This is a genomic window from Arthrobacter sp. DMZ02-1R (assembly GCF_057747935.1).
Genome location: NZ_CM173230.1, coordinates 3,190,706 through 3,204,821 on the forward strand (window position 1 = coordinate 3,190,706; position 14,116 = coordinate 3,204,821).

Annotated in this window: 15 protein-coding genes; 3 read left to right on the forward strand and 12 right to left on the reverse strand. The window is 64.3% G+C overall.

Annotated elements, in window-relative coordinates:
* Nucleotides 1-8: 8 nt before the first annotated feature.
* The 7 genes from AC3ANQ_RS15285 to AC3ANQ_RS15315 all read right to left on the reverse strand — a co-directional run bounded on the left by AC3ANQ_RS15285 (nt 9) and on the right by AC3ANQ_RS15315 (nt 4,880).
* Nucleotides 9-911 (reverse strand): SseB family protein, encoded by a 903-nt coding sequence (locus tag AC3ANQ_RS15285; RefSeq protein WP_488301823.1) that lies wholly within the window; start codon nt 909-911, stop codon nt 9-11.
* The gene (priA, locus tag AC3ANQ_RS15290; RefSeq protein ID WP_488301824.1) at nt 911-1,657 is read right to left on the reverse strand and encodes a bifunctional 1-(5-phosphoribosyl)-5-((5-phosphoribosylamino)methylideneamino)imidazole-4-carboxamide isomerase/phosphoribosylanthranilate isomerase PriA; all 747 of its coding nucleotides are present in this window, start codon (nt 1,655-1,657) and stop codon (nt 911-913) included. The genes AC3ANQ_RS15285 and priA overlap by 1 nt, the downstream gene beginning before the upstream one ends.
* Before the next feature lie 62 nt (nt 1,658-1,719).
* Nucleotides 1,720-1,878: a hypothetical protein gene (locus tag AC3ANQ_RS15295; protein ID WP_488301825.1), complete on the reverse strand. Its 159-nt coding sequence runs from the start codon at nt 1,876-1,878 to the stop codon at nt 1,720-1,722.
* A gap of 1 nt (nt 1,879) precedes the next feature.
* Nucleotides 1,880-2,623, reverse strand: a complete 744-nt coding sequence (gene hisH / locus AC3ANQ_RS15300; protein ID WP_488301826.1) for an imidazole glycerol phosphate synthase subunit HisH — start codon at nt 2,621-2,623, stop codon at nt 1,880-1,882.
* On the reverse strand, nt 2,620-3,246 hold the full coding sequence (hisB, locus tag AC3ANQ_RS15305) for an imidazoleglycerol-phosphate dehydratase HisB (protein ID WP_488301827.1): 627 nt from the start codon (nt 3,244-3,246) through the stop codon (nt 2,620-2,622). The genes hisH and hisB overlap by 4 nt, the downstream gene beginning before the upstream one ends.
* 43 nt (nt 3,247-3,289) lie before the next feature.
* Nucleotides 3,290-4,408 (reverse strand): histidinol-phosphate transaminase, encoded by a 1,119-nt coding sequence (locus tag AC3ANQ_RS15310; protein ID WP_488301828.1) that lies wholly within the window; start codon nt 4,406-4,408, stop codon nt 3,290-3,292.
* Between the two features lie 112 nt (nt 4,409-4,520).
* A complete protein-coding gene (locus tag AC3ANQ_RS15315) occupies nt 4,521-4,880 on the reverse strand; it encodes a LysM peptidoglycan-binding domain-containing protein (protein WP_488301829.1) in 360 nt (119 codons plus the stop codon).
* 368 nt (nt 4,881-5,248) lie between these two features.
* Between AC3ANQ_RS15315 and lexA the strand changes: the two genes are divergently transcribed.
* Nucleotides 5,249-5,998 (forward strand): transcriptional repressor LexA, encoded by a 750-nt coding sequence (lexA, locus tag AC3ANQ_RS15320; RefSeq protein ID WP_488301830.1) that lies wholly within the window; start codon nt 5,249-5,251, stop codon nt 5,996-5,998.
* 42 nt (nt 5,999-6,040) lie between these two features.
* Here the strand turns inward: lexA and AC3ANQ_RS15325 are convergent, their stop codons facing one another.
* Together AC3ANQ_RS15325 and hflX are read right to left on the reverse strand one after the other, a co-directional pair.
* Entirely contained in the window at nt 6,041-8,104 is a 2,064-nt protein-coding gene (locus AC3ANQ_RS15325) for an ATP-dependent DNA helicase (RefSeq protein WP_488301831.1), read from the reverse strand.
* The gene (gene hflX, locus AC3ANQ_RS15330) at nt 8,097-9,659 is read right to left on the reverse strand and encodes a GTPase HflX (protein WP_488301832.1); all 1,563 of its coding nucleotides are present in this window, start codon (nt 9,657-9,659) and stop codon (nt 8,097-8,099) included. The genes AC3ANQ_RS15325 and hflX overlap by 8 nt, the downstream gene beginning before the upstream one ends.
* 225 nt (nt 9,660-9,884) lie before the next feature.
* Between hflX and AC3ANQ_RS15335 the strand changes: the two genes are divergently transcribed.
* Both AC3ANQ_RS15335 and AC3ANQ_RS15340 read left to right on the forward strand, forming a co-directional pair.
* Nucleotides 9,885-10,025, forward strand: a complete 141-nt coding sequence (locus tag AC3ANQ_RS15335) for a hypothetical protein (protein WP_488301833.1) — start codon at nt 9,885-9,887, stop codon at nt 10,023-10,025.
* 11 nt (nt 10,026-10,036) lie between these two features.
* On the forward strand, nt 10,037-10,651 hold the full coding sequence (locus AC3ANQ_RS15340) for a class I SAM-dependent methyltransferase (protein WP_488301834.1): 615 nt from the start codon (nt 10,037-10,039) through the stop codon (nt 10,649-10,651).
* Here AC3ANQ_RS15340 and dapF read toward each other — a convergent pair.
* The 3 genes from dapF to miaB are packed head-to-tail and all read right to left on the reverse strand — an operon-like array spanning nt 10,632 to nt 14,091.
* Nucleotides 10,632-11,600 (reverse strand): diaminopimelate epimerase, encoded by a 969-nt coding sequence (gene dapF / locus AC3ANQ_RS15345; RefSeq protein WP_488301835.1) that lies wholly within the window; start codon nt 11,598-11,600, stop codon nt 10,632-10,634. The two genes, AC3ANQ_RS15340 and dapF, sit on opposite strands and share 20 nt — an antisense overlap.
* Nucleotides 11,601-11,631: 31 nt before the next feature.
* Entirely contained in the window at nt 11,632-12,573 is a 942-nt protein-coding gene (gene miaA, locus AC3ANQ_RS15350) for a tRNA (adenosine(37)-N6)-dimethylallyltransferase MiaA (protein ID WP_488301836.1), read from the reverse strand.
* 6 nt (nt 12,574-12,579) lie between these two features.
* A complete protein-coding gene (miaB, locus tag AC3ANQ_RS15355) occupies nt 12,580-14,091 on the reverse strand; it encodes a tRNA (N6-isopentenyl adenosine(37)-C2)-methylthiotransferase MiaB (protein WP_488305341.1) in 1,512 nt (503 codons plus the stop codon).
* Between the last annotated feature and the right edge of the window lie 25 nt (nt 14,092-14,116).

Here is a 14,116-nt window from a genome sequence, read left to right on the forward strand (position 1 = left end):
GCCTTCGGCTACTGTGCCGCCCGCTGCAAGCTGACTTCGATCGAGTCAACCCGCTCGGCGAACAATTCGTTCTGCGCCCAACGCCCGTTCAGTCCGGAGACCAGATCCTGGATCGCAGCGGCATCCAGGCCGTCTTCGAGGTACAGCACCACGCGCAGTTCGGGTCCCGGCCCCCCGCCGGCCATGGTCAAACCATCGGCCGTAAGCGAAGCTACCCCGGCACCTGGCCGGATCTCGAGGCGCCGCACTGCCGGGTACGTCCCGGCCAAGGAATTGAGAGCAGACTCCAGTTCATCATCAAGGTACGACGGCGTCCAGTCGCGCTGTTGTGCCAGTGACCACATGGCGGGCCGGCGCACCACGAAGGTAACATCCGCGCCGGGATCCAAGACGAGCAGCTGGGCTCCCTCCGAGACGGCAGAGAGTGCTGCCCGGGCTGCATATACAGCCACCGGACGGGCCTGCGGGTGCCAGGCTTCCAGTGCGGCGGCCGACGTGAAGACAGGCATGGCCGTGCGGCCATCCGGCGCCTTCAGTGTCACGAGCGCCATGTCGGCCTGCTTGTCCGCGTGGAGACCACCCACGCCCTCGGCTTCCTCAGCGAGCTGGGCCACCACCGGGACAAAGACCCTGGCCGTTGCCAACGAAGCCACCACACCTGCTTCGCTTCCTGTGCCGGCAAGGAGGGCCGAGACTGCGGCGAGGTACCCGGCGTCGGCGGTTCCGTCGTCGTCCTCGAAATTGTGGATCTTGGCGGCATCACCGCCCAGGTTCCGGCCCGCCCAGGGCTGGCCGGCAGAGTCGCCTGCTCCCCCGGCGCCCGCGAGGGCAGCCGCGATGTGCCCGGGCAATTGCCGGGCGGCCGGGGTTGAACCCTTGCTGGCAACCGGGGACTGTGGATCCTGGGACATCAGCGGCGGCCGGCGACGTCCAGCGCTTCCGGGAGCGTGAAAGCACCGGCATACAGCGCCTTGCCAACGATCGCTCCTTCAACGCCGAGCGGCACCAGCTCCCGCAGGATCCGCAGGTCTTCCAAGCTCGAGATGCCGCCGGACGCAACCACCGGCTTGCCCGTCTTTTCCACCATCTGGCGCAAGAGTTCGACGTTGGGGCCCTGAAGCGTTCCGTCTTTCGTGACGTCGGTGACCACGTAGCGGGCGCAGCCGGCGTCCTCAAGGCGTGCCAGCACCTCCCACAGATCTCCGCCTTCTTTGGTCCAGCCGCGGCCCGCGAGCGTTGTGCCGCGGACGTCGAGCCCGACGGCGATCTTGTCACCGAAGCGGTCGATGGCCCGGCGGGTCCATTCCGGGTTCTCCAAAGCGGCGGTACCGAGGTTCACGCGGGCGACGCCGAGCTCGAGCGCACGCTCGAGGGATTCGTCGTCGCGCAGTCCGCCAGACAGCTCCACTTTGACGTTCAGCTGCGAGACGACCTCACTGATGAGCTCAGCGTTGTTGCCGCGGCCAAAAGCGGCGTCCAGGTCCACCATGTGCACCCAGTCGGCACCGGCGTTCTGCCAGTTCAGGGCTGCTTCCAGCGGGGTGCCGTAACTGGTCTCCGAGCCCGCTTCTCCCTGAAGGAGGCGGACGGCCTGGCCTTCCACTATGTCGACGGCGGGCAGGAGTTCCAGAACGGGCAGTTCGGAGGCGGTGGTCATTGAAGTCCTCGGTGTTGTGGGGACGGGCGTCAGTTGCCCGGCAGGTTATTTGGCAGGCGCAGTTATTTGGCAGGCAGGGTGAAGAGGTAGGCCGCCAGCAGTGCCAGACCGGCCAGGACATAGAACGAAATGGAAACCCAGGCAGGGCGTTTTTGCTGACGGAAGGAGATTCCTCCGCCCACCAGCAAACCGGCCAGGCCCATGAAAATGATTGACCACATGTCAGGCAGTTGTGCCCGTCTCGGGTGCCGGAGAGTGCGGACGCAGGCTCTCGACCCAGTTGCGCAGGAGCCGGGCTCCGGCGTCGCCGGACTTCTCCGGGTGGAATTGGGTGGCGCACAGAGGACCGTTTTCCACGGCGGCGATGAACGGGGCGCCGTGTTCGGACCAAGTCACCTTCGGCGGCGCCATGCGGGGCTGGATGACGTCGAATTCCCACTTCTGCACGCCATAGGAGTGCACAAAGTAGAACCGTTCGTGCTCGACGCCGGCGAACAGCTTTGAGCCTTCCGGCACGTCCACGGTGTTCCAGCCCATGTGGGGGACAACGGGTGCAGGGAGGAGTTCCACCTTGCCGGGCCACTCGCCCATGCCTTCGGCCTCCGTTCCGTGCTCCACGCCCGCCTCGAACAGGACCTGGAGCCCAACGCAGATGCCCAGGACGGGCCGGCCACCGGCAATACGACGACCGATCATCCTGATGGCATCCACAGCCTTGAGTTCGCGCATCACCGTTTCGAAGGCGCCCACGCCCGGAACCAACAGGCCGTCGGCGTTCAGGACGTCTTCAGGCTTGGCGCTCAGCGTGACATCCGCGCCTGCACGTTCAAGCGCCCGAACGGCAGAGCGGACATTTCCCGATCCATAGTCCAGGACAGTTACTGTCGGCTTTCCCTCAGGCGAGACAATGCGGCTTGCAGCCTTCGGGTCCACTATGGCGCCATCCTTGAGGATCTGCCCACTCACAAGGCGCCCTTGGTGGACGGAATGCCTTCGACCCTGGGATCGGACTCGACGGCGGAACGGAGTGCACGTGCGAAGGCCTTGAACTGGGCCTCCACAATGTGGTGCGGGTCCCGGCCGGCCAGCACGTTCATGTGGAGGCAGATGCCGGCGTGCAGGGTGATCGCCTCAAAGACGTGGCGCGTCAGCGAACCGGTGAAGTGTCCACCGATCAGGTGGTATTCCTGGCCAGCGGGCTCCCCACCGTGGACCAGGTAAGGACGCCCGGAAACGTCGACGACGGCGTGGGCCAGTGCTTCATCCAACGGAACGGTTGCCTCACCGAAGCGGCGGATGCCGGCCTTGTTGCCCAGCGCGGTGCGCAGCACCTCACCGAAGGTGATGGCAACGTCTTCCACCGTGTGGTGCGCGTCGATGTGGGTGTCCCCAGTGGCCTTGACGGTCATGTCGATGAGCGAATGCTTGCAGAGCGCCGTCAGCATGTGGTCGTAGAACGGCACCGTGGTGCTGATGTCCGAGACCCCGGTGCCGTCGAGATTGATTTCAACCAGGACCGAGGACTCACTGGTGGTGCGTTCCATGCGTGCTGTCCGGGCGGCCGCCGTGCTGGCGCCGTTTTCGCTCATTGAGATGTCCTTAGGAGGAAGGAGTGGTGGGACTGGTTCAAGTCTAGGCCGATGCGGCGACTTGGCCGTCCAGCAAGGCTTCGAGCGCCTCAAGGAAGGCAGTGGTCTCCGGCTCGGTACCGGCCGTGACCCGGAGGTGGCCCGGTATGCCGACATCACGGATGAGGACTCCACGATCCAGCAAGCCTTGCCACAAGGCGTGCGGGTTCTTGAGCCCGCCGAAGAATACGTAGTTGGAATCCGAAGCGGCGGGCTTGAGCCCCATCCGGGTCAACTCGTTCACTATGCGGTCCCGCTGGATCTTGATGTCTTCGACGTCCGCCATGAGGGCCTCGCGGTGCCGCAGTGCGGCCAGCGCGGTTGCTTGGGTGATCGCCGAGAGGTGATATGGGAGGCGGACCAAGCGGATCGCGTCGGCAACCTCGGGGGCCGCCGCCATGTAGCCGATGCGAGCACCAGCAAGGGCGAAGGCTTTGCTCATGGTCCGGGAAACGATGAGACGCTCACGGCCGGGGAGGAGCGTCAGCGCGCTCGGAGTGTTGTCGTGGGCGAACTCGTGGTAGGCCTCGTCCACTATCACAATCGCCTGGCTTGCTTCTCCGGCCTCGTAGACGGCCTCGACGACGTCAAGGCCAAGCCCCGTGCCGGTGGGGTTGTTCGGAGAACACAGGAACACGACGTTCGGCTGGATCTCGCGAACCTGTGCGGCGGCGGAGGCTGCGTCAAGGCCATAGTCTTCAGCCCGAACCCCGGCGATGTATGCGGTGTCCGTCCCGCTGGCGAGCAAGGGGTACATGGAGTACGTGGGCGGGAAGCCAAGAGCGGTGCGTCCAGGGCCGCCGAAGGCCTGGAGGATCTGCTGCAGAACCTCGTTGGAGCCGTTCGCCGCCCAGATGTTCTCTGCAGCCATTCCGTGACCCAGGTACTCGGCCAGGGCCTCACGCAATTCGGTGAACTCGCGGTCCGGGTAGCGGTTCAGTCCCGTGGCGGCCGCCGCCACGGCTTCGGTGATGGCCGCTTGGACATCCGCGGGCACGCCATGGGTGTTTTCATTGACGTTGAGCAAAATCGGAACATCAAGCTGCGGCGCGCCATAGGGGCTCAGGCCGCGGAGGTTGGTCCGGAGGGGAAGTCGGTCAAGTCGCTCAAGCTGGTCACTCACCATGACAGTTTAAGGTGCGGCGACTGATGCCCTGAAACTGTGACGGCCCGGCGCACGTTCAGAGGTCCCGTCAGCCCGGCCGAAGTTGCGGTTAACCCGGCCGAAGTTGCGGTTAGGTGGCAGGAATGAACAGTTGCTGGCCCGGCACGATGTGACCGTCCTGCAGGTTGTTCAGCTGGATAATTTCGGCAACGACGTCGCGCGGATCCCGGGAAGGTGCGGCCGTTCCGGCAATCCCCCACAATGACTGGCCCATTTGCACCGTGACGCTCGTACTGGAGGTGGGCTGCAGCTCGGTGGCTGAATCAGCGGCCTTGGCTGGCGAATTCAGAAATCCCGCCAGGCTCAGCAGCGCTGCAACCAAGAGCATTGCTGGAACACCGAAGAAGACCATGCGGCCCCGGCGCGTCAAGCGAAGCCGGCCCGGTGCCGTACGGCGGCCGGATGTGTGGTTGATGGTGATAGCGGACATGAGCTGAGCCCTTCTGAACAATGCCGCGTTCCGGAATCTCTGGAGTGCGGCTGCCAATTCTTGCCTTCAGTCAGTGCTTACAGGGCGGTTGTTCGTTCATGTCTTCGAACGATTCGAACGAACACCTGGACCCGCTGCACTTTTATAGAATATATATTCGAACCTTGCTATGACATTTTTAGCACTTATCAACGAACGATGTCGAGACTCGCTAGAACAAATGTTTGATAAACGCCTGTGCCTGCCCTACGTTTGAGTGAAGAAGCAAGCACTGAATCAGTGCAACAGGAGGGTCTGACATTTCAGGCCAACAGTCCCGGCAATCGCACTCAGCGCAGATCGGGCGGAACGGAAGGGCGTTGGCGAACATGGCAGCGAAAGCCACTGGCAGCGGATCGGCCTCACCGCGGAGCCAGCAGCCGCAGAAGGCTCCCAAGAGCCTGACTGTCCGCCAAAAGAAGATCCTGGAGACCATCCAGCGTTCAGTGAACGATCACGGCTACCCGCCGTCCATGCGCGAAATCGGGGACACTGTTGGCCTGGCCAGCTTGTCCAGCGTCACGCACCAGTTGTCGCAGCTCGAAAAGCTCGGCTATCTTCGTCGCGATCCCAAGCGTCCGCGGGCGATGGAAGTCCTCATGCCATTGACCTTGGATGGCGGCTCTGTCATACCGGGCGTTGAAGCGCCGTCGAAACTCCGCAGCGCCGGCGGCTTGGCCGTCACCGAGCTTGCCAGTGCCAGCGATACGGCCATGGTGCCCCTCGTTGGCCGCATCGCCGCTGGTGGACCCATCTTGGCGGATCAGACAGTTGAGGACGTCCTGCCACTGCCCCGCCAGTTGGTAGGCCATGGCGAGCTCTTCATGCTGAAGGTCGCCGGTGATTCCATGATCGACGCCGCAATCTGCGACGGAGACTGGGTAGTAGTACGGCGCCAGAATGATGCGATCAACGGCGACATCGTGGCAGCTCTCCTGGACGACGAAGCCACCGTCAAGACCTTCCGTCAGCGTGACGGCCACACGTGGCTGCTCCCCCAGAACACTCAGTACGAACCCATTCTGGGCGACCACGCCACGATCATGGGCAAGGTCGTCTCAGTGCTGCGCTCACTTTAAGACGCGCCCACTTTGGGTGCGCCCACTTCCAAGACATCCGCTTCAGGCCTTGGCGGACTCGGCGTAAAGCCGTTCGAGCGCGCCCCGTACAACCGTGCGGTCCGTGGTGGCCCAGAAGGGCGGCAAGGATGCCCGGAGGAAGTTACCGTAACGCTCGGTCGAAAGCCGTGAATCAAGTACTGCCACCACGCCTTTGTCACCGTTCGAACGGATGAGACGGCCGGCGCCCTGGGCAAGCCGGATGGCCGCGTGTGTGGCAGACACCGCCATGAAACCATTGCCTCCGGCCTGCGCTACGGCGCGGGACCGTGCTGTCATCAGGGGATCGTCCGGACGCGGGAACGGGATCCGGTCAATGACCACCAACCGACATGAACCGCCCGGAACGTCGACGCCTTGCCAAAGGGACATGGTGCCGAACAGGCAAGTGTCATCCTCCTCGGCAAACTGCCGCACCAGGGCGGCCATGGTCGACTCACCCTGGCACAGGATCTCGACATCCAGGCGTGAACGCATCGCGTCCGCGGCTTCCTCCGCCGCCCGTCGGGAAGAAAAGAGGCACAAGGCTCCGCCGTGGGAGGCCTTGATGAGCTCTTCGAGTTCGTCTAGCGCCTCGGGCGAGGTGCCGCGTCCGGGCTTTGGCAGGTGCCTGGCAACGTACAGCATGCCCTGCTTGGGGTAATCGAACGGCGAGCCGACGTCCACGCCAGTCCAGCTCGGAGCGCCTTGCCCGGTCAGTCCCAGTCCTCCCGCGGTGGCCTCGAAAGCGGAACCAATAGCCAAGGTGGCCGAGGTCAACACGACGGTATGGCCCGCGAAGAGCCCTTCCCGGAGGCGGCCTGCCACGCTGAGGGGAGCGATGTTAATGAGCGCAGGCGAATCCTCGTCAGGCGCCGTGTAGCCCTGCTGCGGGTCAAATGTACTGTTCCGGGATAGCCACACGACTTCCTTGTTTTCCCTCGCGGAGAGCAGCCTCTCGCACAGTTCCAGGATCAACATCAGCCGTGAGCGCGCGAGCTGGCGTCCGCCGTCCACCGCGTTGGACGAATCCCCTTTCGAATCGGAAAGCGCCGCCCGGCAGGCCTCCCGGAGCTGGTCCACGCAATCAAGTTGTTCGTCGTTGAGCCCATTGGGCAGGAGACCGGAAGCCGCGCCGGCAATTGCAAGCTCCAGGCGGTCCGCTGCGGCGTTCAGTGCGTCCACGGTGATGGCGGTGTGTTTGCGGGCACTGGAGGCGGCAGCATGGATCATTGCCACGGACAGCTGCCCCGAAACTGCACCAGTGACGCGGTCCTGGAGTTCGTGGGCCTCGTCGACCACCACGACGTCGTACTCAGGCAGCACGGCCAGGCCTTCGAAAGCGCTGACGGCGAGCATCGCGTGGTTGGTGACTACGACGTCGGACTCCGCGGCGCGGTGGCGGGCCAGCTCGCTGAAGCATTCCTCCGCCATCGGACACCTCTGCGCCCCGAGGCACTCCATGGACGTGACGGATACCTGGCGCCAGGCCCGGTCCGTCACGCCCGGCATGAGCTCGTCGCGATCCCCGGTTATGGTCTTCCCTGCCCACTCCCGCAGCCTCAGCACTTCCTTGCCGAGCTGAGACGAGGGCCCGCCGATCGCGGCCGCGACATGGGGAACGCTGGTGTCCTCGCCGAGGGAGAACAATTGCCCTTCGGCAGGTTCCTCGCTGGGAAATCCGCCCTCCAACTTGTGCCTGCACACATAGTTGGCCCGGCCCTTGACCAACGCGATGCTGACCGGCCGCTCCAGCTCTGGATTGATGGTTTCCAAAAGCCGCGGCAGGTCCCGGCCCACGATCTGCGTCTGAAGGGCGAGGGTGGCCGTGGACACGAGTGCGGGCTTATTGCTCTCCATCGCGTGCGCGATCAAGGGAATCAAGTACGCGAGGGACTTGCCTGTGCCCGTTCCTGCCTGCACCAGAAGGTGCTCACCGGTCTCGATCGCCCGAGCCACGTGTTTGGCCATCTGGTGCTGGCCGGCGCGGTTTTGGCCACCCATACCGGCGACGGCTTTGTCCAGGAGTTCAAGGGCGGTCCGTTCACGCACGGTTTCGCCGCGTTCCCCCGCTTCCGGATCAACCATTGCTGACGAACGACTCCAACTCGGCGGCCAGGTTCTCATGGACCATGGCCACCACTCGGGTGCCTTCTTCCTCATGCTCAAGGCTCAGGATTTCGGCATCGGTGTTGTGCAGCTTGTTGATGAGCTCCCCACGGTTGTACGGAATCAGAACCTCAAGGCGCACACCGGGACGCGGAATGGCCGTGCTGATGGCGCCAAGAAGCTCAGCGATGCCCTGTCCTGTGCGGGTGGACACCACCACATGGCGTGGTTCTTTCTGCTTGAGCCTCTCGACAACAAACGGATCGGCGACGTCTGCCTTGTTCAAGACGATGATTTCCGGGATTTTCCGGGCATCCACTTCGCTGAAGACCGTACGGACGGCCGCGATCTGGCCCTCCGGATCCGGGTGCGAGGCGTCCACGACATGGAGGATCAGATCGGCGTCGGCTACCTCTTCCAGCGTGGAGCGGAACGCCTCAACGAGTTGGGTGGGCATCGAACGCACGAAGCCCACCGTGTCCGATAGCGTGTAGCCGATCCCGTCCGGGGTCTGGGCTTTGCGGACCGTTGGATCCAGCGTGGCGAACAGGGCGTTCTCCACGAGGACGCCCGCGTCCGTCAGGCGGTTGAGGAGGGAGGACTTTCCCGCGTTGGTGTAGCCGGCGATGGCGACCGAAGGAACGGCATTACGACGGCGGTTGGCCCGCTTGGTCTCACGGGCCGGCTTCATCGCGGCGATTTCACGCCGCAGCTTGGCCATCCGCGTGCGGATTCGACGACGGTCCAGTTCGATCTTGGTTTCACCGGGACCTCGCGAACCCATGCCTGCTCCGGCACCGCCCACCTGGCCACCGGCCTGGCGGGACATGGAATCGCCCCAGCCACGCAGGCGCGGCAACAGGTATTCCAGCTGCGCCAGTTCGACTTGGGCCTTGCCCTCGCGGCTCTTCGCATGCTGCGCGAAAATATCGAGGATCAACGTGGTGCGGTCCACCACCTTGACCTTGACGATGTCCTCCAGGCCGCGCCGCTGGGACGGCGCCAATTCGGCGTCGACCACCACCGTGTCCGCGCCGGTGGACGACACGATGTCCTTGAGCTCCAGGGCCTTGCCTGAGCCAAGGAAGGTGCCAGGGTCCGGCTTCATGCGCCGCTGGACGATCCCATCCAGGACTTCCGAACCAGCAGTCTCGGCCAGCGCCGCGAGTTCCCTCAATGAGTTCTCGGCGTCGGCCAGGGTGCCTTCGGTCCAGAGGCCGGCCAGCACCACGCGTTCAAGGCGCAGCTGCCGATATTCGACTTCAGTGACATCTTCGAGTTCCGTGGACAGACCCGCAGTGCGGCCCAAGGCCCGGCGCTCAGCCAGATCCTCTTGATCGCCGTCGTAGATGCTGTGTTCCTCGTCCAGCCGGGAAATCGCCTGGGCCTTGCCAAACACGCCCCTGGGTTCGTCGCGTTCCTGCACTATGGCCGGTGCGTCCTTGGAGAGAATCCGGTCGATGACAGCCTGGATTTCTTCAGGACTCATGTCCTGGGCGTCGGAATCGGGTCCGGTGTTCTTCTGCGTGGTCATGGTCTCCTTTAGGGGTTCGGCATTTCCAGAATAGTGCCGATTCGGGTCTTGTGGCGCGGAATTCGCGCAGGGCTGATGCCTGGCAAGGCTCTGCCGATGGCCGGAGCTCTCCATCCGGGACGGCGTACGCGGATTGCGTGCACTGAACCCGGGGCGGGAAGGGGACGATCTGCTGAGTGTCCAGACGTCAATAGGGAAGGTCTGGAACGGACTTGCCAAGGCGGAATGGCGCTGCAAATGAAGCAGGCCTGCGTCGCGGGCGGTGCCGACTACTCAAAGATCAAGAACATGCGCACCAGACTATCAGGCAATGTCAAGCTCGGCTTGCGCGCCCCGCGGTTTCCCTTGCCCGCTGCTGGCCACTAATCTGGCAAGCTATGGAGTCTGCACACTATTTCAGCGCACAGCCCGCGGGGCCGTTCACCCGCAAGCCCCTCACGGTGGAACTGGCCGGCGCGACCCGCCGGCTCCAGACATCAGGCGGCATCTTTAGCCCCGACGGGATCGACAAGGGAACAGCGATCCTGCTCTCGGAGGTTCCACCCCCTGCCCCGCAGGGAAACCTGTTGGACATCGGCTGTGGCTGGGGACCCATCGCGTTGACCATGGGGCTCATGGCTCCGCACGCGCGCGTCCACGCGGTTGATGTCAACGAACGCTGCATCACTCTGACAAACGAGAACGCAGCCCTGCTGGACCTCCGGAACGTTACCGCCAGCCTGCCGGACGAAGTCGACCCCGCGGTGACGTTTGACACCATCTGGTCCAACCCGCCCATCCGTATCGGCAAGGATGAACTTCACAATCTGCTGCTTACGTGGCTGCCGCGGCTTGCGCCGGGTGGAAACGCATGGCTCGTGGTCCAGAAAAACCTCGGCGCGGATTCACTTCAGCGTTGGCTTGCCGACACTCTCGACGGTTCTTTCTCCGTCTCCCGGGAAAGTACGTCGAAATCCTTCCGCATCCTGCGAATCAGGAAAGCGTCCCGCTAGCAACAATTACGGCGGGGCCGCTGAGCTCCACGTGTTCCCGTCCGCCCGTGCCCGGGAAGAACCGCACCTCGACGACGCCGCCCGGCACGTTGACACGCCACGTGTCGGGAGCGCCTTCCCCGGCCCAGTGGCGGATTGCGACGGCGGCCGCGCAGGCACCCGTGCCGCACGACTGAGTTTCGCCGACGCCCCTCTCGTGGACCCGCATGGTGATGTTGCCTATCCCGTCGTGCACGAGAGGCTCTGCGGGAACCACGAATTCGACATTGGTACCGTTGGCCGGCTTGGGATCCACAACGGGTGCCTTGAAGAGCTGCGTTGCCTTGAGCTCCGATAGCTCGGCGAGTGCCACCACCGTGTGCGGGTTGCCCATGCTGACCGACAGGGCCGGCCGGGCAACTTCCAATCCGTCGGCACTGACGAGGGAGTCCATGGCCTTGCTGGTGGCATCCTGCGGGAAGATGAACTCCCAAGGGCCCATGTCAACCGCGTAACCGTCAGCTGTGCGGACGATCTTTTTGATGCCGCCGCGGGTTCCGATCGTCAAGGACTGACCAGCGTTGAGAGCGACAAAACCCTGCTCGACGAGGAAATGGACGAATACGCGGACGCCGTTGCCGCACATTTCGGACAGCGAGCCGTCGCCGTTGCGGTAGTCCATGAACCATTCGGCGTCAGGGTCTGCGTCGAGGAGCTGGCGGCCTTCAGCGAGGAAACGCGACGGGACGGCGCGGATGAGCCCATCCCCACCCACGCCCAAGTGGCGGTCACAAAGGGCTGCAACCTGCTCCGGAGAGATTTGGTGCGCGTCCTCGGGGTCCGCGATCAGGACGAAATCGTTGCCTGTACCGTGTCCCTTGGAAAAGGCCAATCCGTGCAGGCCGGAGGCGGGTACGGCACCGCCGGCAGCGGCGGGCTGCGGGGCGGAAAATGAAAGGGTTTCGTCCATGGATCAAGGCTACCTGTACCGCGGGTTGCGCTTAAATCGCTGATGCCTGGCTTGCGCAGATTTCTGCGGCCTTGGCCACCAAGTCGGGGGCCTGCCAGTCAATCCAGTGGATCCGGGGGTCGGCACGGAACCAGGTGAGCTGGCGGCGGGCGAATTGACGTGTGGCCACGATGGTCTCTTCGGCCGCCGTGGCCGTGTCCGACTCGCCGTCGAGAACCTTGAGGAACTGGGCGTAGCCGAGCGCACGCGAGGCCGTCTTGCCTCGCCGCAGCCCGGCGGCGTCCAGCCGCGAAACCTCCTCGAGAAGTCCAGCGTCGACCATCCGGTGGACCCGCTCGGCGAGCCGATCGCGCAGTACGTCCCGATCGACGTCGAGCCCTATCTGCACGGCCGGCTGAAAGTACTGGCGCTGCGGCATGAATGAGCTGAAGGGGCGTCCGGTGAGTTCGAAGACTTCAAGGGCCCGGATGACGCGGCGCGCGTCGCCGAGCCTGCCCGCGGAAACGGGATCGACACGTTCCAAGCGCTCCTGGAGGACAGGGAGACCTGATGTTTCGTGCTCCTGCTCCAGCCGTTGCCTGACGTCGGGATCCGTGCCCGGGAATTCCAGCACGTCGAGCGCTGCCCGAACGTAAAGTCCTGAACCGCCAACCAGGATGGCCCGCTTGCCGCGGCTATGAATGTCGCGAATAACGGACCGGCATTCGGACTGGAAATCGGAAACGCTGGCTTCCTGGGTCACGTCCATGGTGTCCAGGAGGTGGTGGGGCACTCCCCTGCGTTCCGCGACACTGATCTTGGCCGTGCCGATGTCCATGCCCCGGTAAAACTGCATGGCATCGGCGTTGATGACCTCGCCGTCAAGCTCCAGGGCGAGGGCGACGCCAAGATCGGACTTGCCAGACCCTGTAGGCCCGACGACCGCGATCACGGGCGGCTTCGGATCAGCTGATCCGGCCGATTCTTCTGTCATCTCCAGCTAGCCGCGCCGCACCGGCAGCGACGGCATGCCGAGGGAGACACCCCTTGCACCCGAGGACCCGGCACCAGGCGCTGGAGCACCGCACGAATCGGCCTGCGAGCGGTCCCAGGCGTCCCCCGCACGCGAGCGCCTCAGGCTGTAATCCGCCGTCGTGGCCGGGTCTGAAACGAGGTGGAAGGCTGCTGCCTCGGTGATGGTCACCGTGACAAAATCGCCTGGCCGTGGTGCCTCCGCTCCCTCCGGGACGGAGAAGTGCACCAACCGTTGGTCCCGGGAGCGGCCGGACAAGCGGTGCGTTTCCTCGGCCTTGCGACCTGACTGGGCCGTGACGAGGAGCTCAACCCGCCGCCCAAGCTGCTTCGCGTTCTCCTCGGCTGCGATGCGGTCCTGGAGGTCCGTCAGGCGCTCGTAGCGTTCCTGGACAACCGCCTTGGGCAGCTGGTCCGGAAGGTCCGCGGCCGGGGTGCCCGGGCGCTTGGAGTACTGGAAGGTGAACGCCGAGGCGAAGCGCGACTTCTCGACGACGTCAAGCGTCGCTTGGAAGTCCTCTTCAGTCTCGCCGGGGAAGCCCACGATGATATCGGTGGTGATCGCGGCATTCGGGATCTTGTCCCGGACCTTGTCAAGGATGCCCAGGAACTTGGTGGAGCGGTAGGAACGGCGCATGTCCTTGAGCACCTTGTCCGATCCGGACTGCAGAGGCATGTGCAACTGCGGCATGACATTGGGGGTCTCGGCCATCGCGTCGATGACGTCGTCGGTGAAGGCAGCCGGGTGCGGGCTCGTAAAGCGCACGCGCTCAAGGCCTTCGATGTCTCCACAAGCGCGGAGCAACTTGGAAAAGGCCAGGCGGTCACCGAATTCCACGCCGTAGGAGTTCACATTCTGGCCGAGCAGTGTGACCTCGACGGCGCCGTCGTCCACCAGCGCCTGGATTTCAGCAAGGATCTCCCCAGGACGACGGTCCTTCTCCTTGCCACGCAGCGATGGGACGATGCAGAACGTACAGGTGTTGTTGCAGCCCACGGAAATGGAAACCCAACCCGAGTACACCGAGTCGCGCTTGGTGGGAAGGGTGGACGGGAAGACGTCCAACGATTCCAGGATCTCCAACTGGGCCTCGTTGTTGTGGCGGGCCCGGTCCAGCAATGCCGGGAGCGCGCCCACGTTGTGGGTACCGAACACGGCATCCACCCAGGGAGCCTTGCGCACGATCGTCTCGCGGTCCTTCTGCGCCAAGCATCCGCCCACCGCGATCTGCATCCCGGGGTTCGCCGCCTTGACCTGCTTGAGCTCTCCGAGGTTGCCGTAGAGCTTGTTGTCGGCGTTCTCGCGGACTGCGCAGGTGTTGAAGACCACGACGTCGGCGACGCCGTCGTGGACCGGCACGTAACCTGCATCTTCGAGAAGTCCGGCCATGCGCTCAGAGTCATGGACATTCATCTGGCAACCGAAGGTGCGGACCTGGTAAGTGCGCTGCGCCTCGCGGGCGGGCGCGGCGTCGCTCACAGGGGACGGGCTGGGCTGCTCAAGG

Bases quoted from the DNA above. Each gene is read 5' to 3' on its own strand.
- AC3ANQ_RS15340 (WP_488301834.1), top strand. From the start codon at position 10,037: ATGGAGTCTGCACACTATTTCAGCGCACAGCCCGCGGGGCCGTTCACC.
- AC3ANQ_RS15315 (WP_488301829.1), bottom strand. From the start codon at position 4,880: ATGTCCGCTATCACCATCAACCACACATCCGGCCGCCGTACGGCACCG.
- AC3ANQ_RS15335 (WP_488301833.1), top strand. From the start codon at position 9,885: ATGGCGCTGCAAATGAAGCAGGCCTGCGTCGCGGGCGGTGCCGACTAC.
- AC3ANQ_RS15295 (WP_488301825.1), bottom strand. From the start codon at position 1,878: ATGTGGTCAATCATTTTCATGGGCCTGGCCGGTTTGCTGGTGGGCGGA.
- lexA (WP_488301830.1), top strand. From the start codon at position 5,249: ATGGCAGCGAAAGCCACTGGCAGCGGATCGGCCTCACCGCGGAGCCAG.
- miaA (WP_488301836.1), bottom strand. From the start codon at position 12,573: ATGACAGAAGAATCGGCCGGATCAGCTGATCCGAAGCCGCCCGTGATC.
- dapF (WP_488301835.1), bottom strand. From the start codon at position 11,600: ATGGACGAAACCCTTTCATTTTCCGCCCCGCAGCCCGCCGCTGCCGGC.
- AC3ANQ_RS15285 (WP_488301823.1), bottom strand. From the start codon at position 911: ATGTCCCAGGATCCACAGTCCCCGGTTGCCAGCAAGGGTTCAACCCCG.
- hflX (WP_488301832.1), bottom strand. From the start codon at position 9,659: ATGACCACGCAGAAGAACACCGGACCCGATTCCGACGCCCAGGACATG.
- AC3ANQ_RS15325 (WP_488301831.1), bottom strand. From the start codon at position 8,104: ATGGTTGATCCGGAAGCGGGGGAACGCGGCGAAACCGTGCGTGAACGG.
- priA (WP_488301824.1), bottom strand. From the start codon at position 1,657: ATGACCACCGCCTCCGAACTGCCCGTTCTGGAACTCCTGCCCGCCGTC.
- hisB (WP_488301827.1), bottom strand. From the start codon at position 3,246: ATGAGCGAAAACGGCGCCAGCACGGCGGCCGCCCGGACAGCACGCATG.